The 20,552-nt window shown below is 71.8% G+C and carries 17 protein-coding genes, 1 tRNA gene and 1 riboswitch; of the genes, 12 read left to right on the plus strand and 6 right to left on the minus strand.

Annotation, left to right across the window (positions count from 1 at the left end):
* Window positions 1-137 precede the first annotated feature (137 nt).
* From A4V12_RS39865 to A4V12_RS33555, 8 genes are all read left to right on the plus strand, one after another.
* A complete protein-coding gene (locus A4V12_RS39865) occupies window positions 138-1,058 on the plus strand; it encodes a transglycosylase family protein (protein ID WP_350498038.1) in 921 nt (306 codons plus the stop codon).
* 254 nt (window positions 1,059-1,312) lie between these two features.
* A riboswitch (cyclic di-AMP (ydaO/yuaA leader) is annotated at window positions 1,313-1,488 on the plus strand.
* Window positions 1,489-1,491: 3 nt separating this feature from the next.
* Complete coding sequence (locus tag A4V12_RS33525; protein WP_064073270.1) at window positions 1,492-2,187, plus strand: transglycosylase family protein; 696 nt, start codon at window positions 1,492-1,494, stop codon at window positions 2,185-2,187.
* A 383-nt stretch (window positions 2,188-2,570) separates the two neighbouring features.
* A complete protein-coding gene (gene eno, locus A4V12_RS33530) occupies window positions 2,571-3,851 on the plus strand; it encodes a phosphopyruvate hydratase (protein WP_418962921.1) in 1,281 nt (426 codons plus the stop codon).
* 95 nt (window positions 3,852-3,946) lie between these two features.
* The gene (locus A4V12_RS33535; RefSeq protein WP_064073272.1) at window positions 3,947-4,417 is read left to right on the plus strand and encodes an FtsB family cell division protein; all 471 of its coding nucleotides are present in this window, start codon (window positions 3,947-3,949) and stop codon (window positions 4,415-4,417) included.
* A gap of 14 nt (window positions 4,418-4,431) precedes the next feature.
* On the plus strand, window positions 4,432-4,968 hold the full coding sequence (locus A4V12_RS33540) for a DUF501 domain-containing protein (RefSeq protein WP_064073273.1): 537 nt from the start codon (window positions 4,432-4,434) through the stop codon (window positions 4,966-4,968).
* Window positions 4,965-5,885: a Ppx/GppA phosphatase family protein gene (locus tag A4V12_RS33545; RefSeq protein ID WP_064073274.1), complete on the plus strand. Its 921-nt coding sequence runs from the start codon at window positions 4,965-4,967 to the stop codon at window positions 5,883-5,885. Before A4V12_RS33540 ends, A4V12_RS33545 begins: the two co-directional genes overlap by 4 nt.
* 370 nt (window positions 5,886-6,255) lie before the next feature.
* Window positions 6,256-7,638 carry an NAD(P)/FAD-dependent oxidoreductase gene (locus tag A4V12_RS33550; RefSeq protein WP_079137564.1) on the plus strand — a complete coding sequence of 461 codons (1,383 nt, stop codon included), beginning with the start codon at window positions 6,256-6,258 and terminating at the stop codon, window positions 7,636-7,638.
* A gap of 253 nt (window positions 7,639-7,891) precedes the next feature.
* Complete coding sequence (locus tag A4V12_RS33555) at window positions 7,892-9,220, plus strand: SAM-dependent methyltransferase (RefSeq protein WP_064073276.1); 1,329 nt, start codon at window positions 7,892-7,894, stop codon at window positions 9,218-9,220.
* 58 nt (window positions 9,221-9,278) lie between these two features.
* On the opposite strand, the gene A4V12_RS33560 is transcribed toward A4V12_RS33555, so the two are convergent.
* Together A4V12_RS33560 and A4V12_RS33565 are read right to left on the minus strand one after the other, a co-directional pair.
* The gene (locus tag A4V12_RS33560; protein WP_064073277.1) at window positions 9,279-11,807 is read right to left on the minus strand and encodes an ABC transporter permease; all 2,529 of its coding nucleotides are present in this window, start codon (window positions 11,805-11,807) and stop codon (window positions 9,279-9,281) included.
* Between the two features lie 102 nt (window positions 11,808-11,909).
* Window positions 11,910-12,680 (minus strand): ABC transporter ATP-binding protein, encoded by a 771-nt coding sequence (locus A4V12_RS33565; RefSeq protein ID WP_064073278.1) that lies wholly within the window; start codon window positions 12,678-12,680, stop codon window positions 11,910-11,912.
* 382 nt (window positions 12,681-13,062) lie between these two features.
* Between A4V12_RS33565 and A4V12_RS33570 the strand changes: the two genes are divergently transcribed.
* Both A4V12_RS33570 and A4V12_RS33575 read left to right on the plus strand, forming a co-directional pair.
* Window positions 13,063-13,144, plus strand: a tRNA-Leu gene (locus A4V12_RS33570).
* Between the two features lie 172 nt (window positions 13,145-13,316).
* The gene (locus A4V12_RS33575) at window positions 13,317-14,195 is read left to right on the plus strand and encodes a Bax inhibitor-1/YccA family protein (protein WP_064073279.1); all 879 of its coding nucleotides are present in this window, start codon (window positions 13,317-13,319) and stop codon (window positions 14,193-14,195) included.
* Between the two features lie 98 nt (window positions 14,196-14,293).
* Here A4V12_RS33575 and A4V12_RS33580 read toward each other — a convergent pair whose 3' ends face one another.
* On the minus strand, window positions 14,294-14,524 hold the full coding sequence (locus A4V12_RS33580; RefSeq protein WP_064073280.1) for a DUF4287 domain-containing protein: 231 nt from the start codon (window positions 14,522-14,524) through the stop codon (window positions 14,294-14,296).
* 99 nt (window positions 14,525-14,623) lie between these two features.
* Here A4V12_RS33580 and A4V12_RS33585 point away from each other — a divergent pair, with 99 nt between their 5' ends.
* Window positions 14,624-14,956 (plus strand): hypothetical protein, encoded by a 333-nt coding sequence (locus tag A4V12_RS33585; RefSeq protein ID WP_064073281.1) that lies wholly within the window; start codon window positions 14,624-14,626, stop codon window positions 14,954-14,956.
* Here A4V12_RS33585 and A4V12_RS33590 read toward each other — a convergent pair.
* The 3 genes from A4V12_RS33590 to A4V12_RS33600 form a co-directional block, all read right to left on the minus strand.
* On the minus strand, window positions 14,940-15,833 hold the full coding sequence (locus A4V12_RS33590) for a hypothetical protein (protein ID WP_079137576.1): 894 nt from the start codon (window positions 15,831-15,833) through the stop codon (window positions 14,940-14,942). The genes A4V12_RS33585 and A4V12_RS33590 overlap by 17 nt on opposite strands.
* A 328-nt stretch (window positions 15,834-16,161) precedes the next feature.
* Window positions 16,162-17,382, minus strand: coding sequence for an acetyl-CoA C-acetyltransferase (locus A4V12_RS33595; RefSeq protein ID WP_064073283.1), 1,221 nt, complete (start codon window positions 17,380-17,382; stop codon window positions 16,162-16,164).
* 329 nt (window positions 17,383-17,711) lie between these two features.
* The gene (locus tag A4V12_RS33600; RefSeq protein ID WP_064073284.1) at window positions 17,712-18,698 is read right to left on the minus strand and encodes an SGNH/GDSL hydrolase family protein; all 987 of its coding nucleotides are present in this window, start codon (window positions 18,696-18,698) and stop codon (window positions 17,712-17,714) included.
* Window positions 18,699-18,817: 119 nt separating this feature from the next.
* Between A4V12_RS33600 and A4V12_RS33605 the strand changes: the two genes are divergently transcribed.
* Window positions 18,818-20,203, plus strand: a complete 1,386-nt coding sequence (locus A4V12_RS33605) for a cystathionine beta-synthase (RefSeq protein WP_064073285.1) — start codon at window positions 18,818-18,820, stop codon at window positions 20,201-20,203.
* The last annotated feature ends 349 nt before the right edge of the window (window positions 20,204-20,552 follow it).

Here is a 20,552-nt window from a genome sequence, read left to right on the forward strand (position 1 = left end):
GACTTGTGACTAGCGTTCGAATGCCGCTACGTTCACCGTCACCTCAGCAGTCACGCGAAAGGCAGTACCGCATGCGCTCCGGGAACGGTCGGCACCGACGACCCCGCCAAGCCCCCGCCATCGTCGTCGCGGCAGGGGTGACCGGATCCGCCATCGCGCTCCCGCTGCTCGGCGCGGGTTCCGCGTCGGCGGCCGACGCCACCACGTGGGACCGGGTGGCCGAGTGCGAGTCCGGCGGCCTGTGGAGCGCGGACCTCGGCAACGGCTTCTACGGCGGCCTGCAGATGTCGCAGGAGACCTGGGAGTCGTACGGGGGCCTCGCCCACGCCCCGCGGCCCGACCTCGCCAGCCGCGCCGAGCAGATGGCCGTCGCCGACAAGGTCTACGCGGCCACCGGCGTGGAGGCGTGGGAGACCTGCGCCCCGGTCGCCGGCCTCGGCGGCACCACTTCCGCCCCCGGCGCCGACCCGACCGGCACCGCTCCGGCGGCGACGGACCCGGCCGAGGTCCTGGAGGACCCGGGTACGCCCGCGGCGTCCGACCCGGCGAGCCCCGCGGACCCGACCGGGACGCCGCGGCCCACCGACCCGGCGACGGCGTCGCCCGGCGCGTCGCAGAGCCCCGCGCCCGGCACCGGCAAGCACCGCGGCGAGCCCGCCAAGGAGGAGGCCGCGGTGACCGACCCCGCGGCCCCCGCCGACCCCACCGCACCGGCCGCCCCGGCCGACCCCACCGCGCCGCTCACGCCCGGCGCCCCGGAGGGCGGGGGCACCCTGGAGCCCACCGGTCCGGCCGATACCGGCAATTCGGTCACCGATCGCGAAAAGGACGCACACGCCTCCCGGGGCGACGGGGCGACGCGCGACCCGGGGAGCGTCGCGCCGGGCGCGTACACGGTCCGGCCCGGCGACAGCCTGTCGGTCATCGCGGACGAGCACGAGGTGCCCGGCGGCTGGTCGGCCCTCTACGAGGCCAACCAGGACACCGTCGGCGCCGATCCGGACCTCATCCTCCCTGGCCAGAGCCTGGAACTGACGGCCGATCAGCCCAAGAAATAGGACTGTATGTCCGCTTCTGGGTAAGTGAGACATGAATCTCTTCACACGTCTCGCGACCTCCTGACCGTCCGAACCGCACAATCCGCCCTTCACCTGCGTAAACGCCCGTCAAGGGCAGGCGCATAAGGGCGGATTGACCCTGATGTCCGTCTTTGAACTTCGGGGAGGTCTGTGTCTACGGTCGTGACCGCTCGCCACCGCGGGCCCTTTCGACCGGAACGCCGAATCCTGCCGCCGGTCGACGGGAACAGTCGTCGCGTCATGCGCCGAAGGCAGGAGCGGGGGACCCAGGTAAGTGCCGGGCCCGGCCATGGAGACATGGCACGGGACCGGCTTGGGGTGAAGCCGCGCGCACCACGGTGCCGCGCGGCCGGGCCACTCACTCGCCCGAACCCGACAGCTCACCTCGCAGGCGTCGGTGAGGAGATGTCCCATGCTGTTCTCCGGCAAGTCCAAGCACCGTCGCCCCTCCAAGGCCGCCCGATTCGTCGCGTTCGCCGGTATCACCGGTGCCGCCGTCGCCGCCCCGCTGATGGGCGCCACGACCGCCTCGGCCGCCACCACCGCCGAGTGGGACAAGGTCGCCCAGTGCGAGTCCGGCGGCAACTGGTCCATCAACACCGGCAACGGCTACTACGGCGGCCTGCAGTTCTCGGCCTCCACCTGGGCCGCGTACGGCGGCACCGCCTACGCCCAGACGGCCGACCAGGCCTCCAAGTCGCAGCAGATCGAGATCGCCGAGAAGGTCCTCGCCGGTCAGGGCAAGGGCGCCTGGCCCAGCTGCGGCGTCGGCCTGTCCAACGCCTCGTACGACGGCGGCGCCGCCGAGCAGGCCCAGCCGCAGCAGGAGCGCGAGGCCGAGCAGCCCACCACGCGCAGCGAGCAGCGCACCGCGCCCAAGGCCGAGGCCGCGCCGAAGGCCGAGTCGAAGAAGACCGTCACCACCCCGACCGGCAAGAAGGTCGAGAAGGGCGACGGCGAGTACAAGGTGAAGGCCGGCGACACGCTGAGCACCATCGCCGCCGAGAAGAAGGTCGCGGGCGGCTGGGCGAAGCTGTTCGAGCTGAACAAGGACATCGTCGACGACGCCGACCTGATCTACGTGGGCCAGCAGCTCCACCTGAGCTGACCGACCCCGGCGCGACCGGCCCCGGCCCGGTGCGTCCTTCCCCCGCGCCCCTGCGCGCGCGGGAGGGGCCCCGGGGCCGGGGTTCGCCGCTTCCCGGAGCCGGTGGCCTCCCGGCCCCGCCGCTCGCCTGCCCGGAGCCCGGAGCGCCCCGGCCACCCGGTGAGCGGCGTGCGCCTCTGAGCGGTGCTCCGCACACCTCGACTACTGCCCGGTAACTTTCGTGGCCTTCTGCCCGTTATGCCGCTCCATGCGCCCTTTTTCGTCCCAGGAGGCGGGCGTCGGCGGGCTCCGGCGCCCCGGCCGGTTAGGCTCTTGCCGCAAGGCCGAACGGACCCTGCACCTCATGCGTCACATCTAGCGTCACATCCCAGAAGGAGATGCTCGTGCCGTCCATCGACGTCGTCGTAGCCCGGGAAATCCTGGACTCCCGAGGCAACCCCACGGTCGAGGTCGAGGTCGGCCTCGACGACGGCAGCACCGGCCGTGCTGCCGTTCCGTCCGGTGCCTCCACCGGAGCGTTCGAGGCCCTCGAGCTCCGCGACGGTGACAAGGACCGCTACCTCGGCAAGGGTGTCGAGAAGGCCGTCCTCGCCGTCATCGAGCAGATCGGCCCGGAGCTCGTCGGCTACGACGCCACCGAGCAGCGGCTGATCGACCAGGCGATGTTCGACCTGGACGCCACCCCGGACAAGTCGTCGCTCGGCGCCAACGCCATCCTCGGCGTCTCCCTCGCCGTCGCGCACGCCGCCTCCGAGGCGTCCGACCTGCCGCTCTTCCGCTACCTGGGCGGCCCGAACGCGCACCTGCTGCCCGTTCCGATGATGAACATCCTGAACGGCGGCTCGCACGCCGACTCCAACGTGGACATCCAGGAGTTCATGATCGCTCCGATCGGTGCGGAGTCCTTCTCCGAGGCCCTGCGCTGGGGCGCCGAGGTCTACCACACCCTGAAGAAGGTCCTGAAGGAGAAGGGCCTCTCCACGGGTCTGGGCGACGAGGGCGGCTTCGCGCCGAACCTCGACTCCAACCGCGCCGCCCTCGACCTCATCCTCGAGGCCATCAAGCAGGCCGGCTACGCCCCGGGCAAGGACATCGCCCTGGCGCTCGACGTCGCCGCGTCCGAGTTCTACAAGGACGGCGCCTACGAGTTCGAGGGCAAGTCCCGTTCGGCCGCCGAGATGACGGACTACTACGCCGAGCTGGTCGACGCGTACCCGCTGGTCTCCATCGAGGACCCGCTGTTCGAGGACGACTGGGACGGCTGGAAGACCATCACCGAGAAGCTGGGCACCAAGGTGCAGCTCGTCGGTGACGACCTGTTCGTCACCAACCCGGAGCGCCTGGCCCGCGGCATCGACGAGGGCGCCGCCAACGCGCTGCTCGTCAAGGTCAACCAGATCGGTTCGCTGACCGAGACCCTCGACGCCGTCGAGCTGGCCCAGCGCAACGGCTTCAAGTGCATGATGTCGCACCGCTCCGGCGAGACCGAGGACGTCACCATCGCCGACCTGGCCGTCGCCACCAACTGCGGCCAGATCAAGACCGGCGCCCCGGCCCGCTCCGAGCGCGTCGCCAAGTACAACCAGCTGCTGCGCATCGAGGAGATCCTCGACGACGCCGCCGTGTACGCGGGCCGCTCGGCCTTCCCGCGCTTCAAGGGCTGATCGTTCCCCAGCCCGGGCTACGTACGTCCCCGGCCGCGGTCCCGTACCGTGTCCGGGGACGTACGTACGTGACGGGCAAGGGGAGGCGGGTAGACATGGCCCGGGACCGGTTCTCCACCGCGACCAGACTGCGGCTGCTCGGCGAGCAGACCGCCGCCCGTGTCTACCGCTCGCAGACCCGCCGGCAGGCCCGCCGTTCCCGGCTCACCGGCCGGGCGGCGTTCCTCGCGCTGGTCGTCTGCTCGCTCGTGGTGGCCCTGGCCTACCCGATGCGCCAATGGGTGTCCCAGCGCGCCGAGATCGCCGAGCAGGAACGGCTGGCGGCGGAGGCGGGCGAGCGCGTCGAGCGGCTGCGCGACGAGAAGGCACGGCTCCAGGACGACGCGTACGTCAGGCGCCTGGCGCGCGAGCACCTGCACTACGTACTCCCGGGGGAGACCGGCTACACGGTCATCGACCCCGACGCGGTGCGCGAGCGCCGCACCGACCAGGGCGCGGCCGACCGCCCCTGGTACTCCAACCTCTGGGACGGCGTGGACACCGCCGACCGCACCGACCGCAAGTAGAACCCAAGGCAGGCATGGAAACGCCCCCTCCGCAGACCGAACGCACCGAGCCCACCGAGGCGGACGTCGCGGCGTTCGAGGAACAGCTCGGCCGCCCGCCGCGCGGCCTGCGCGCCATCGCGCACCGCTGCCCGTGCGGCAACCCGGACGTGGTGGAGACCGCGCCCCGGCTCCCGGACGGCACGCCCTTCCCGACGACGTACTACCTCACCTGCCCGCGCGCGGCCTCCGCGATCGGCACGCTGGAGGCGAACGGCGTCATGAAGGAGATGACCGAGCGGCTCGAGCGCGACCCGGAGCTGGCCGCCGCCTACCGCGCGGCGCACGAGGACTACATCGCCCGCCGCGACGCCATCGAGGTGCTGGAGGGCTTCCCGAGCGCCGGCGGCATGCCGGACCGGGTGAAGTGCCTGCACGTGCTCGTCGGCCACTCGCTGGCCGCCGGGCCGGGCGTGAACCCGCTGGGTGACGAGGCCCTCGCGATGCTGCCGGAGTGGTGGGCCAAGGGCCCCTGCGTGACGGCCCACCGGGACGCGGAGGCCGGCGAATGACCCGCGTCGCCGCCGTCGACTGCGGTACGAACTCCATCCGGCTGCTCGTCGCCGACGTCGACCCGTCGACCGGCGAAGTCACCGACCTGGACCGCAGGATGACGATCGTGCGGCTCGGCCAGGGCGTCGACAGGACCGGCCGGCTCGCCCCCGAGGCGCTGGAGCGGACCTTCGCGGCCTGCCGCGAGTACGCCGCCGTCATCAAGGAGTACGGCGCCGAGAAGCTGCGCTTCGTGGCCACGTCGGCCTCGCGCGACGCCGAGAACCGCGACGACTTCGTCCGGGGCGTCCTGGACATCCTGGGCGTCGAGCCCGAGGTCGTCAGCGGCGACCAGGAGGCCGAGTTCTCCTTCACCGGGGCGACCAAGGAGCTGGCGGGCGGCGGCGCGGGCGAGTACCTGGTCGTGGACATCGGCGGCGGGTCCACCGAGTTCGTGGTCGGCGCCGCGCACGCGCGTGCGGCCCGGTCGGTCGACATCGGCTGCGTGCGCCTGACCGAGCGTCACGTCCGCAGCGACCCGCCGTCGCAGGCGGAGGTGGCGGCGATCCGGGCCGACATCGAGGCGGCACTGGACCTGGCGGAGGAGACGGTCCCGCTGCGGGAGGCGCGGACGCTCGTCGGGCTGGCCGGATCCGTCACGACGGTCGCGGCGATCGCCCTGGGGCTGCCGGCGTACGACTCCGAGGCCATCCACCGCTCCCGGATCTCCTACGAGCAGGTCGCCGACGTCACCGCGCGGCTGCTGGCGGCGACGCACGAGGAGCGGTCGCGGATCTCCGTGATGCACCCGGGCCGGGTGGACGTCATCGTCTCCGGCGCCCTGGTGCTGCTGGCCGTGATGGACCGGGTCGGGGCCCGCGAGGTGGTCGTCTCCGAGCACGACATTCTGGACGGAATCGCCCTCTCGCTCGTCTGATCGACTGCCGGATCCGGTGCCGCCGGACGGCCGGTCGGAAAAGTTCGTGAAGTTCTTCACAAGGAAAAGGGCCCTGAGGGGGGTCACGGAGCCGCCCGAGGGCCTCCGAAGCCCCCTTCGGGGCCCTTTCGCAGGCCGGGAAGCCACCCCCGTCTATGTTTCGCAGGTGTGAACTCGGATGGCGGTCCACGGTTAAAAGGTGCTCGCTGTCGCAGTTCAACGGGGGTGAACAACGTCTTCCGTTACACCGTGGTTCCCCTCCGGCGCCATGACCTCGGTCACGCGGGCCGCGCAGTGTAGCAGAGGTCTCCCAGGAGCTTGTGAAGGGGCGCACGAGCGACCCCCCTCGACCGGGTGGATACTCGATGGCATGAGCACCACGGAGCGTCCCAGGATCCTCGTAGTAGGCGGTGGGTACGTAGGCCTGTACGCAGCTCGGCGCATCCTCAAGAAGATGCGCTACGGCGAGGCGACCGTCACGGTCGTCGACCCCCGGTCGTACATGACCTACCAGCCCTTCCTGCCCGAAGCCGCCGCCGGCAGCATCTCGCCCCGGCACGTCGTCGTCCCGCTGCGACGCGTGCTGCCCAAGGCCGAGGTACTCACCGGCCGGGTCACCACCATCGACCAGGACCGCAAGGTCGCCACGATCGCGCCGCTCGTCGGCGAGTCGTACGAGCTGCCCTTCGACTACCTGGTCATCGCGATGGGCGCGGTCTCCCGCACCTTCCCGATCCCCGGCCTCGCCGAGCAGGGCATCGGCATGAAGGGCATCGAGGAGGCCATCGGCCTGCGCAACCACGTCCTCGAGCAGCTCGACAAGGCCGACTCGACGACCGATGAGGAGGTCCGCCGCAAGGCGCTGACCTTCGTCTTCGTGGGCGGCGGCTTCGCCGGCGCGGAGACCATCGGCGAGGTCGAGGACCTGGCCCGGGACGCCGCCAAGTACTACAAGAACGTGAAGCGCGAGGACATGCGCTTCATCCTGGTGGACGCCGCGGACAAGATCCTCCCCGAGGTCGGCCCCAAGCTCGGCAAGTACGGCAAGGAGCACCTGGAGGGCCGCGGGGTCGAGGTCTACCTCTCGACGTCCATGGACTCCTGCGTCGACGGCCACGTGGTGCTGAAGAACGGCCTCGAGGTCGACTCCAACACCATCGTCTGGACCGCCGGCGTCAAGCCGAACCCGGCGCTCGCCCGCTTCGGGCTGCCGCTGGGCCCGCGCGGCCACGTGGACTGTGACGCCACCCTCCAGGTGACCGGCACCGACTACATCTGGGCCGCCGGCGACAACGCCCAGGTCCCGGACATGGTCGGCCGCAAGGCCGGCAACCCGAACGCCTGGTGCCCGCCGAACGCCCAGCACGCGCTGCGCCAGGCCAAGGTCCTCGGCGACAACGTGATCTCCGGCATGCGGGGCTTCCCGCAGAAGGAGTACAGCCACGCCAACAAGGGTGCGGTCGCCGGTCTCGGCCTGCACAAGGGCGTCGCGATGATCGTCATGGGCAAGGTGAAGATCAAGCTCAAGGGCCGTCTCGCCTGGTACATGCACCGCGGCTACCACGGCATGGCGATGCCGACCTGGAACCGCAAGATCCGCGTCTTCGCGGACTGGACGCTCGCGATGTTCCTCAAGCGCGAGGTCGTCTCGCTCGGCGCCATCGAGTCGCCGCGCGAGGAGTTCTACGAGGCCGCCAAGCCGGCCCCGGCCGCGCCCGCGGCGTCGAAGCCGGAGAAGGCCAAGGCCTCCTGACCCGGGCACGTCCTCGAGGTCACCTCGTGGAGGGGCCGCCTGCCATCCGTGGTGCAGGCGGCCCCTTCCGCGTGCCCGGGCGGCCGCGGGGCGGGGAGGCTCCGGCGGACTGACGGGGCGTCAGAGGACGCGTCGCGGGGGGACGGCGCGTTTTTTGCCGTGGCTTGCCCCGCCCCGGGACTGCATCCACCGGCTCCCGGTGTTTTCGTGGTGCTGAGCCTTTCCGGTACTCCTCATAACGGAGGTGTGCACCATGGCCGACACCGCGTCGCGGCTCACCGCGCTCGCCGAGGACCTGCTGGGCGTTCCGCTGCCGGTCGCGATCCGCGCCTGGGACGGCAGCGAGGCGGGGCCGCCGGGTGCGCCCGTCCTCGTCCTGCGCAGCCGCAGGGCGCTGCGGCGGCTGCTGTGGAAGCCGGGGGAGCTGGGGCTCGCCCGGGCGTGGGTCGCCGGGGAGCTCGACGTGGAGGGCGACCTGTACGACGCCCTCGACCGGCTCGCCGGCCTCCTCTGGGAACGGGGCGGCGACGGTGCCGCGACGCCCGCGGCCCGTGCCGTGCGGGCCGCCCGTGCCGCGGGCGACCCGCGGCTGCGGTCCGCCGCCCGCACCCTGCTCCGGCTCGCCGGCCCCCTCCCGCCGCCCCGCCCGCCCGCCGAGGAGGTCCGGCTCCGCACCGGCCCGCTGCACACCAAGCGGCGCGACAGGGCGGCCGTCAGCCACCACTACGACGTCGGCAACGACTTCTACGAGCTGGTCCTCGGGCCGTCCATGGTCTACTCGTGCGCCTACTGGACCGAGGACGGCACCCTCGAAGAGGCCCAGACCGCCAAGCTCGACCTCATCTGCCGCAAGCTCGCCCTGAGGGCGGGCGACCGGCTGCTCGACGTGGGCTGCGGCTGGGGCTCCCTCGCCGTCCACGCCGCCCGCGCGTACGGCGCCCGGGTCGTCGGCGTCACCCTCTCCACCGAGCAGGCCGCCTACGCCCGCAAGCGGGTCGCCGACGAGGGCCTGACCGACCTGGTCGAGATCCGGGTCCAGGACTACCGGGACGTCAGGGACGGTCCGTACGACGCCGTTTCGTCGGTCGGGATGGCCGAGCACGTCGGCCGGGTCCGCTACCGCGAGTACGCCGACCACCTGCACGCCCTGCTCGGGCCCGGCGGCCGGCTCCTGAACCACCAGATCTCCCGCCGCCCCGAGAAGGACGAGGCCGCCTACCGGGTCGACGACTTCATCGACCGGTACGTCTTCCCCGACGGTGAGCTCGCGCCCCTCGGCCGCACCGTCGGCACCCTGGAGGACGCCGGGTTCGAGGTGCGCGACGTCGAGGCCATCCGCGAGCACTACGCCCTCACCCTGCGGCGGTGGGTGGCCAACCTGGAGGACCACCGGGCCGAGGCCGAGCGGCTCACCTCCCCCGGCCGGGTCAGGGTGTGGCGCCTGTACATGGCCGCCTCCGCCGTCTCCTTCGAGCGCAACCGCATCGGCGTCAACCAGGTCCTCGCCGTGCGGACGCCCGACGACGGCGCCTCTGGCCTGCCGCTGCGGCCGAGGGTGTGGCACGAGCGCGGCGAAGGCTGACACGACGGGGCCGGGCTCCCGGTGTACGGGAACCCGGCCCTGTCGCTTCCGTGGGGGGCTACTCGGCCTTGATGGCGTTCAGCATGTTCAGCCGCGCCGCGCTGCGCGCCGGCCACATCGCGGCCAGGACGCCCACCAGGGCGGCGAGCACCAGGAAGATCCCGATCCGGTCCCAGGGGATGACCAGCGCGTAGCCGGGCAGCTCCGACTTGATGGTCTGGCCGATCGCCCAGCCCAGGAACGAGCCGAGGCCGATGCCGACCACCGCGCCGAAGACCGAGATGACCACGGCCTCCAGCCGCACCATCCGCTTCACCCGGCGCCGGTCCAGGCCGATCGCCCGCAGCATGCCGATCTCCTGCTGCCGCTCGAAGACCGACATCGCCAGGGTGTTGACGACACCGAGCACCGCGATGATCAGGGCCATCGCCAGCAGGCCGTACATGATGTTCAACATCATGTTGATCATGCCGCCGAACTCGTCGCGGATGTCCTGCTTGTCCATGACGTTGATCGCCGGGTTGTCGCCCAGGGCGTCGACCAGCGCCTTCTCGTTGGCCGCGGTCTGGCCGCCGTCCATGGTCACGAAGATCTGCGGGATGAACGGCTTCGCCTGGTGCGGGGCGACCACCTCGGTGTCCACCAGCACCGGCGAGAGGAACTCGGTGTCCTTGTAGACCGCGCCGACCGTCAGCGAGCCCTTCTTCTCGTCACCGAAGACGACCGGCAGGGTGTCCCCGACCTTCCAGCCCTGCTTGTCGGCGGTCTTCTCGGCGACGGCGATCCGCCCCTTGCCGAGCGTGTCCAGGGAGCCGTTGACCACCTCGACCTTGAGGACCCGCTCGATGTCGCCGGGCGTGATGGCCGAGGCGGAGACGTACTCGCCCTTGAGCTGGAAATAGGCGGCCTGCTGCGGCGAGACCGCCGCGACGCCCGGGGCCTTCTCCAGCGCGGTCAGCGCGGACTTGTCGAGGTCGCCGCCGCTGGCCATGACGACCATGTAGTCGGCCTTGATCTGGTCGGTGGTCATCTTGTCCAGCGCCGTGCCGACCGTGACGCCCAGCACCGACAGGCCGGTGACCAGCGTCAGGCCGATGGCCAGCGCGGAGGCGGTGGCGCCGGTGCGGCGCGGGTTGCGGACCGCGTTCTGGGCGGCCAGCTTGCCGGAGACCCCGAAGGCACGGACGATCAGTGGCCGCACCAGGGCGATGACCGGGCGGGACAGCAGCGGGATCAGCACGATCACGCCGACCAGGGCCAGGAACGCGCCGCCGGCGATGGTCCACCGGCCGTCGGAGCCGGCCGCGGCACCGGCCACGATCAGCGCGGCGCCGGCGGCGGTGAGGAAGCCGCCGATGGAGTTGCGGACCACCAGGGACTTGGTCGTGGCGATCGCGTGGACGCTGCTCATCGCGGCGACCGGCGGGATCTTCGCGGCGCGGCGGCCGGGCAGCCAGGCGGCGAACATCGTGATCAGGACGCCGACGCCCAGGGCGGCCAGCAGCGGGGTCGTGCCGATGACGAGCGACCCCTCGGGGACCTTCATGCCGAACGCCGCCATGCCGGAGCGCAGGCCGGCCGCCAGGCCGATGCCGAGGGCGAAGCCGACCACGGAGGCGATCAGGCCGACCACACCGGCCTCGGCGAGCACCGAGCGGGTGATCTGCTTGCGGGAGGCGCCGACGGCGCGCATCAGCGCGAGTTCCTTGGTGCGCTGGGCGACCAGCATGGTGAAGGTGTTGGAGATCAGGAAGACGCCGACGAAGAGCGCGATGCCGGCGAAGCCCAGCAGCATCTGGTTGAGGCCGCTCATCGCCTCCTCGATCGACTTCGCCTGCTCGTCGGCGAGGGCGGCACCGGTCTGGGCCTGGGCGCTCTCCGGGATCAGCGGCTTCACCGCGGCCAGGATCCGGGTGTCGTCGGCGCCGGGCGCGGCGGTGACGGTCACGTTCGTGTAGTACCCGGGCTTCAGGTACAGCGCCTGGGCGACGGAGGTGTCGAACAGCACCAGGCTGCCGCCCGCGCTGACGGCGCCGTCGTCGGTGGTGAAGACACCGGCCAGGGTGAACTCCCGGACCGGCCCGTTGGTGGCGACGCGGACCTTCTCGCCGACCTCGTACCGGCCCTTGGCGGCGGTGTCCTTGTCGAGGGCGATCTGGTCGTCCCGCACCGGGCCTGAGCCCTCGGTGAAGACGTAGGCCGGGTCCTTGCCGTCCTTGCCGGGCGCGAAGTTGGCGCCCTTGTTGGACCAGCCGACGCCGATCAGCTTGCCGTCGGGGTCGGCGACCCCGGCGAAGCCGTCCACCCGTCCGGTGACGGAGGCGACCCCGTCCAGCTTCCCGATCCTGTCGACGGTCCGCTGGGAGAGGCCGGGCTCCTGCTCGGCGTCGTCGGCGTCGGCGTAGGAGGTGACGGCGACCGCGACGTTGTCGTAGCTCTTGGCCGACTGGTTGCGGAAGGCGCTGGACAGGGTGTCGGTGAAGACCAGGGTGCCGGAGACGAACGCGACGCCGAGCATGACGGCGAGCACGGTCATCAGCAGCCTGGCCTTGTGCGCGAGCACATTGCGCAAGGCGGTACGGAACATGAGGTGTGAGTCCTGGGGTGAAGAGGGATCGGCGGGGGCCGGAGCGCGTCCGGGTCGGGCCGGGGAGTCCGGGTCGGGCCGGGGCGGCCGCCCCGGCGGGCGTCAGCTCGTGCGGCCCTTGGCGTCGAACTCCTTCATGCGGTCGAGCACGCCGTCCGCCGTCGGGCGCAGCATCTCGTCGACGATGCGGCCGTCCGCCAGGAAGATCACCCGGTCGGCGTAGGAGGCGGCCACCGGGTCGTGGGTGACCATGACGACGGTCTGGCCCAGTTCGCGCACGGAATTGCGCAGGAAGCCCAGCACCTCGGCGCCGGAGCGGGAGTCGAGGTTCCCGGTGGGCTCGTCACCGAAGATGATCTCGGGCCGGGAGGCCAGCGCGCGGGCCACGGCGACGCGCTGCTGCTGGCCGCCGGAGAGCTGCGCGGGCCGGTGGCCCAGCCGGCCGGACAGGCCCACCATGTCGATGACCCTGCGCACCCACTCCTTGTCGGGCTTGCGGCCCGCGATGTCCATGGGGAGGGTGATGTTCTCCTGGGCGGTCAGCGTGGGGAGCAGGTTGAACGCCTGGAATATGAACCCGATCTTGTCCCGCCGCAGCTGGGTGAGCTGCTTGTCCTTGAGGGAGCCCAGCTCGGTGTCGCCGATGCGGACCGAACCGCCGCTGAAGGTGTCGAGCCCGGCGACGCAGTGCATCAGCGTCGACTTGCCGGAGCCCGAGGGGCCCATGATCGCCGTGAACTCTCCCTGGTGGAAGTCCACGGTGACCTGGTCGAGGGCGACCACCTGGGTCTCGCCCTGTCCGTAGACCTTGGACAGATCCATGGCGCGAGCGGCTACCGCGGTGGAGCGGTAAGCGGTGGGGGTGGTGGTCACGAGGGGGCTCCTGTCGAGGACTGTTCTTCGAGGACCCCTCCATCGTCACGGCCCGCCACCCCGCCGGGCGTCCCTCCGGGTGCCCGTTCCCGGGGCCGCCTGGAGTCGGACCGGGAGGCCTCCGGCTCCTCCTGAGGTATGACGGGACCCCTGACTCCCGCCCCGGGGTCACCGACCGGGTGACACGGGGCAGCGACTTTCCGTCATTCCTTTGCGTACGTTTTTGCGGCTGCGACCCCCGGCAGTCTGCCGGGGAACACCGCCCACCAGCACTGACGCACCCTCAGACGTCAATAAAATAAGACAACATCGGGCCACCGTTCCGCTGTTCGGGGGACGCGCCCCGATAGGCTCATGTGCCAACGCGGAGCCGCGGGGTAACGCCCGGATGGTGGAATGCAGACACGGCGAGCTTAAACCTCGCTGGCCTTCGGGCCGTACCGGTTCGAGTCCGGTTCCGGGCACTCCCGACCCCCATCACGGGAGCGGTCCCACAAAAAACCGGACGACCGGCAGGATTCAGCCACGGACCAGTGTGACAGGAGGGAAAGATCCTCCCCGAGCACTAGGGTGTTTCTTTTGCTTGCCCATTACTCTTGTTCTCAAGGCCGCGCACGGCGGCCATGGAGGAGTGAGATGAGGAGCAGCAACCCGGTCTTCTCGCGACGGGGGTTCAGCCGCGACAACGGCTATGCGGGCTTCAACGCGCAGCAGCCGCAGGCCGGGGGCCCCGCCGCTGGAACCACCCCGTACGCGACGAACCCGTACGCGACCAACCCGTACGCGCAGGACGCACAGCTCGGCGCGCCCACGCAGGCCCCGGTGCGCGCGGGCGCGATGACCATCGACGACGTGGTGTCCCGCACCGCGATGACGCTCGGCACGGTCTTCGTCACCGCCGCGCTCGCCTGGTTCCTGCTGCCGGTCGACCCCGAGAACCTCAACAAGTCGTACGGCATCGGCATCGGCGCGGCCCTCGTGGCCTTCGTCTTCGCCATGATCCAGAGCTTCAAGCGCAAGGCGTCCCCGGCGCTGATCCTGCTGTACGCGGCGTTCGAGGGCGTCTTCCTCGGCGTGATCTCCAACGCCGTCTCGACGTACGTCTCTCCCGGCGTCGTCCCGCAGGCGGTGCTGGGCACCATGGCGGTCTTCGCCGGCGTGCTGATCGCCTACAAGATGCGCTGGATCCGCGTCACCCGCCGTTTCTACGGCTTCGTGATGGCGGCCGCCCTGGGCTTCATCCTGCTGATGGCGGTGAACGCGCTGTTCGCCCTGTTCGGCGGCGGTGACGGCCTCGGCTTCCGCAGCGGTGGCCTCGGCATCCTGTTCGGTGTCATCGGCATCATCCTCGGCGCGTGCTTCCTGGCCCTGGACTTCAAGCAGGTCGAGGACGGCATCGCCTACGGCGCTCCGCGCGAGGAGTCGTGGCTGGCGGCCTTCGGTCTCACCATGACGCTGGTGTGGATCTACCTGGAGTTCCTGCGGCTGCTGTCGATCCTCCAGGGCGACGACTGACGCGTCGGCCGCCCGGGCGCGAGCCCACGGCCGTGAGCGTACGAAGGGCCCGTCCGGCGACCGCCGGACGGGCCCTTCGGCGTGGCCCGCCGGTGCGGTCAGAGCAGCTTGCGGGCGGCCCGCCGCAGGTCGTACTCGTGGATGATCGCCTTGGCGTGTCCGTAGCTGAGGTCGTGCTCGCCCCGGAGCCAGCTGACCTTCTCCTCGAAGCGGAGGAGGGAGGGGCCTTCCTCGACGGTGCGGAGCCACTCGGACACTTGCCGGCCCGTGCAGTGGGGAATGCGGGAGAGCAGGTTGCGATGGGTCTCTTCGGAGAAGACTTGGGACATCGGCGCCTCCGGACGCTTTGCGCGTGTGCTGCTTCACGTCACCGTGCCTGAGCGTTCGCCCGTTGGCAACAGTCCCGCCCCGGCGCATAGGGTCGCGGCGTGCTCGATACGACAGAACTGACCGCCGCCGTCGACCGCCTCGCCGACCGGCTGCGGGCCGCGCCGCAGAGCCGGCTGCAACGGGGTGCGGCGGCCGCGGGACTGGCCCTGGCCAGGGACTTGGCGGTGCGGGCGCAGCGCCTGGAGGCCCCGGACGCGCCGCCGCGGACCATGCCGGACGCCGGGGTGTTCTCGGTCGCGGACCAGCTGATGGTGGCCGGCAACGATTTGGCGGAGATCCTGCGGACGGCCCCGGCCGGCTCCCTGCCGGAGCGGGAACTGGACGAGGCCGTGGCGGCGGTGCGGCGGGCGGCGGCTACAGCGACGCTATGACGCGGTCCGCCAGGATGTAGACGTTCTCGGCGTCGGCGCCGCTGTCGCACGAGAACGTCAGCGCGTACGCGCCGGAGACCCCGGAACCGCCCAGCAGGACGGGGGTCCTGCCGTCGCGCAGCGCGTCCGCGAGGCGCTCGGCGGTCTCCCGGTGGCCGGGGGTCATGCACAGGGTGGTGCCGTCGGCGAAGACGTACACGTCCAGCGTGCCCAGGGGGCCGGGCCGTACGTCGGTGAGCGCCGTGCGCGTCTCGGCGAGCTCCTCCAGGCGGGCCACGGTGCGCTCGTGGTCGGTGACGACGGGCGTCTGGACCGGGACGAAGTCGGGGTGCGAGGGGTGCCGGCGGCGGGCGGCGGCCAGCTCGGGGGAGTCCTCGGGGTGGGCGTTGTCGGTGATGCCGGGAATGTCGGGCAGCTCGGCGAGGGCGTCGAGGTCGTCCAGCCCGTCGCCGTACTCCGCGTACTCGGCGCCCAGCTCCATCGCGTCCATCGCCTCCAGGCCCGCGAAGTCCGCCTGGCGCGGCACGAAGAACGGCCCGTCCTCACCGGTGCCGGGCGCCGGGTGGCCGGACAGCCCGCCGAGTCCGCCGAGGAGGGTGCCGGGGCCGTCGCCGGCGTCCCGTGCCTCCTGCGCGGCCCAGAAGGCCCGCGCCTCGGCCAGCTCGCGCTCCCGCTCCTCGGCGAGGGCTTCGGCCACGGCCGTGCGTATGTCCTCGGTGGTGCGGGCATGGGGCACGGACGGCGTGCGTCCGGCGGTGTTCGCGGCGAGCTCCGTGCGCAGCGCGGTGACCTGCTTGCGCAGCCCGTGGGCGGCGTGCAGGGCAGCGGCGCCCACGGCCGTGGCGGTGGCCGTGGTCAGCAGCAGGGCGAGAGACATGGCGCTCACTGACTTACTCCCGGTTTCAATCGATCCCCCGCACTTCCTACATCAGCTTGTCGTGCCCCCGCGCCCCCTGTCAGTGCATTACGTCACGAATTGGACAGGTCTTTTTTCACGTGGTGCACCGCCATCTCCGGGCTGACCTGCAAAAACGAATCTCCCCCGGGAGATAGGTCACATCCTGGGGGAGATTCGGTCACGGCCGGGACGCGGAACGGTTCGCCTCCGCCGCGCGCCCCTGCTGCTCACGTTCCGCTACGGCTCAGCTCGGCCGCTCGCTCTGTCGCTCGCGTTCCGCTTCGCCACCGCGGCGGGCAGGCGCGGCTCAGCTCAGCCGCTCGATGACCATGGCCATGCCCTGGCCGCCGCCGACGCACATGGTCTCCAGGCCGAACTGCTTGTCGTGGAACTGGAGGCTGTTGATCAGTGTGCCGGTGATGCGGGCACCGGTCATGCCGAAGGGGTGGCCGACGGCGATCGCGCCACCGTTGACGTTCAGCTTCTCCAGCGGGATGTCCAGGTCGCGGTAGGACGGGATGACCTGGGCGGCGAACGCCTCGTTGATCTCGACCAGGTCGATGTCGCCGATGGTCAGGCCCGCGCGCCGGAGCGCCTGCTTGCTGGCCTCGACCGGGCCGTAGCCCATGATCTCGGGCGACAGGCCCGAGACGCCGGTGGACACGATGCGCGCGAGCGGGGTCAGACCCAGCTCCCGCGCCTTGGTGTCGCTCATGATGACCAGCGCGGCGGCGCCGTCGTTGAGCGGGCAGCAGTTGGCGGCGGTCACCAGGCCGTCGGGGCGGAAGACCGGCTTCAGGCCCTGCACGCCGTCCAGCGTCACGCCCGCGCGCGGGCCGTCGTCCTTGGACACCACGGTGCCGTCCGGCGTGGTGACGGGGGTGATCTCCCGCTCCCAGAAGCCGTTCTTGATGGCCTCCTCGGCGAGGTTCTGCGACCGGACGCCGAACTCGTCCATGTCCTGGCGGGTCACGCCCTTGAGGCGCGCCAGGTTCTCGGCGGTCTGGCCCATGGCGATGTACGCGTCCGGGATCTGCCCGTCCTCGCGCGGGTCGTGCCAGTCCGAGCCCTCCTGCTCCGCGCGGGCGGCGGTGCGGGCCTCCGCCTCGGCGAAGAGCGGGTTGTGGGTGTCGGGCAGGCCGTCGCTGGTGCCCTTCACGGAGCGGGAGACCATCTCGACACCGGCGGAGATGAAGACGTCGCCCTCGCCCGCCTTGATGGCGTGCAGCGCCATGCGGGACGTCTGGAGCGACGAGGAGCAGTACCGGGTGATGGTGCAGCCGGGCAGGTGGTCCATGCCCATCTGCACGGCGACGATCCGGCCCAGGTTGTGGCCCTGCTCGCCGCCGGGCAGACCGCAGCCGAGCATCAGGTCGTCGATGTCGCGCGGGTCGAGCTCGGGCACCTTCGCGAGCGCGGCCTGAATGATCGTGGCGGTCAGGTCGTCCGGCCGCAGGTCCTTCAGCGAGCCCTTGAAGGCCCGGCCGATGGGGGATCGGGCGGCTGAGACGATCACGGCTTCGGGCATCACGGCTCCAGAGGGGCGAGGGGCAGGACTGAGAGGGAAGTTACCCCTACGTACCGCGTAGGTCATCGGGACGGGCGTGTGATGCGGACCGCATTTCTAAGCGCTCGCTCAGCCTCGGGCCCCGGCCCGCACCCGGCTCCTTCCCGGTGCGGGGTGTTTCACCCCTCCCCTCCGGCCTCGCGCGGGGCCGGCACAGGGCGCTCCGCCGGCTTCAGCGGCACCGCCGGGCCCCGGGCCGGTACGCGGCCCCCGGGACCCGCCCCCGTGGCCGCGTACCGGCCCGGGGCACCCCGTCGGGCGCCACGGACCGGCGGGGCCGCGCGGGGCCGTCAGGGACGGCCGTCCGGGAGGGGCGCCGGGTCCTGCACGGCGGGCAGCCGGCGACGGCGCCGGTGCTTGAGCAGCGCCCACGGGGCGCGGGCGCCCGTGACCTCCGTACCGGCCTCCTCCACCGCCTCGGCCGCCGCCTTGGCCACCGGCAGCATGCCCTCCCGGCGGTCCGCCTCCAGCCGGTCCTGCTCCGGCCACAGGTCCAGGACGGCGCACAGGGTCGGGAGCACCGCCATCGCCGCCGTCGCGTACCCCTCGGCCGACGGGTGGTAGTTGTCGGCGCCGAACATCTCCCGCGGGTTCGCCGCGAACTCCGGCCCCAGGAGGTCGCCCAGCGACACCGTCCGGCCGCCCTGCTCGACGACCACGATCGTCTGCGCGGCGGCCAGCTGCCGCGACACCCGCCGCGCCAGCCACCGCAGCGGCTGGTACACCGGCTCGATCGTGCCCAGGTCCGGGCAGGTGCCCACGACCACCTCCGCACCCGCCGTACGGAGCCGGCGCACGGCGGTCGCCAGGTACCGCACCGACTGCGTCGCGGACATGCGGTGCGTCACGTCGTTCGCCCCGATCATGATCACGCACACGTCGGGAATCCGCCCCGGATGGGTCAGCAGCAGCGTGACCTGCCGCTCCAGGTCGTCCGACCGGGCGCCGGGCAGCGCGACGTTCCGGAGCTCCACCGGGCGCTCCGCGACCGCGGCCAGCCCCGAGGCGAGCAGCGCGCCCGGTGTCTGGCCCGCCCGCCGCACGCCCTGGCCCGCCGCCGTCGAATCACCCAGCAGGGCCAGCCGCAGGGCCTCGGCGCCGCCGCCGTACCCCCGGCCGTACAGCCCGTCCGCCGCCGGTGGGAGGGGCGCCACCCCACCGCCCACCGAACGTTTCGCCAGCCGCACCTCGGCCAGCAGCACCCCGACCGTCGCTGCCCCCAGCAGGCCGATGCCGCCGCCCCCGTACGCCGCGCCGGCGGCAATCCGCCGGGCCACCCTCGCCCTCGACATAGGGACAGCCACCTCCTCGATTCGGTACAAGAGCTAACTGCCCCGAACTCGACTCCGACTACGCATACGCTGGCGGGACCATTACGGAGACCCCGGAGACTACGGTGCAATACCACGACTCGATGATCAGCCTCGTCGGCAATACCCCGCTGGTGAAGCTCAACAGTGTGACCGAGGGCCTGCAGGCCACCGTCCTGGCCAAGGTCGAGTACTTCAACCCCGGCGGTTCGGTCAAGGACCGCATCGCCCTGCGCATGATCGAGGCGGCCGAGGAGAGCGGCGCCCTGAAGCCCGGCGGCACGATCGTCGAGCCCACGTCCGGCAACACGGGCGTCGGCCTCGCCATCGTGGCCCAGCAGAAGGGCTACAAGTGCATCTTCGTCTGCCCCGACAAGGTGTCGACCGACAAGATCAACGTGCTGCGCGCGTACGGCGCCGAGGTCGTCGTCTGCCCCACGGCCGTGGACCCGGAGCACCCGGACTCGTACTACAACGTCTCCGACCGCCTCGTGCGTGAGACGCCGGGCGCCTGGAAGCCCGACCAGTACTCCAACCCGAACAACCCCCGTTCGCACTACGAGACCACCGGTCCCGAGCTGTGGGACCAGACGGACGGGAAGATCACCCACTTCGTGGCGGGCGTCGGCACCGGCGGCACCATCACCGGCACCGGCCGCTACCTGAAGGAGGTCAGCGGCGGCAAGGTCCGCGTCGTCGGCGCCGACCCCGAGGGCTCGGTCTACTCCGGCGGCTCCGGCCGCCCCTATCTGGTCGAGGGCGTCGGCGAGGACTTCTGGCCCAGCGCCTACGACCGGACCGTCACCGACGAGATCGTCGCCGTGTCGGACAAGGACTCCTTCCAGATGACCCGCCGCCTCGCCAAGGAGGAGGGCCTCCTCGTCGGCGGCTCCTGCGGCATGGCCGTCGTCGCGGCCCTCCGGGTCGCCGAGGGACTCGGCCCCGACGACGTCGTGGTCGTGCTCCTCCCGGACAGCGGCAAGGGCTATCTGTCGAAGATCTTCAACGACGAGTGGATGGCGGACTACGGCTTCCTGGAGGAGGCCGGCCCGTCCGCCAGCGTGGGCGACGTCCTGCGCCACAAGGAGGGCGACATCCCCAAGCTCGTCCACATGCACCCGGAGGAGACGGTCGGCGAGGCCATCGACGTCCTGCGCGAGTACGGCGTCTCCCAGATGCCCATCGTCAAGCCCGGCGCCGGCCACCCCGACGTCATGGCCGCCGAGGTCGTCGGCTCGGTCGTCGAACGCGAGCTGCTGGACGCCCTGTTCACCAAGCGGGCCTCCCTCGACGACCCGCTCGACAAGCACATGAGCCCGCCGCTGCCCCAGGTCGGCTCGGGCGAGCCGGTCGCCGACCTCATGTCCGTACTGGGCTCGGCCGACGCCGCGATCGTGCTGGTCGAGGGCAAGCCGACCGGTGTGGTGAGCCGTCAGGACCTGCTCGCCTTCCTGGCCAAGGACGGCAAGTAGCCACGAGGGAACGCCGCTTCGCGCAATCGGTACGAGCGCGACATGTGGTGGCAGCACGCGCTTAACACGCGTCGGGCATTGTCATCCCTGTCGGCGTCACGGACTTCCGGAGCGGCTCCCGGACCTCCTGCTACGCCGCGGACGCGGAGACCGGCCCTGACCCGGGCCCGTGTCCCTCGCGGGGACCGCCGTCGTCCCGCCCCCCGGCTACGGGGGTGCGGCGGTCCCCGCGCCACATCTCCCGCCGGGCCCGCGTGCCCGGCTCCCGGTGCCCGGCCTTTGTGCCGGGGCGGCGCCCGTGCCGCGCCGCCCCGAGACGCGGGCGCCCGTGTCTCGCCACCCGCCCGCC

This window comes from Streptomyces noursei (assembly GCF_001646665.1).
GTDB lineage: Bacteria > Actinomycetota > Actinomycetes > Streptomycetales > Streptomycetaceae > Streptomyces > Streptomyces lavendulocolor.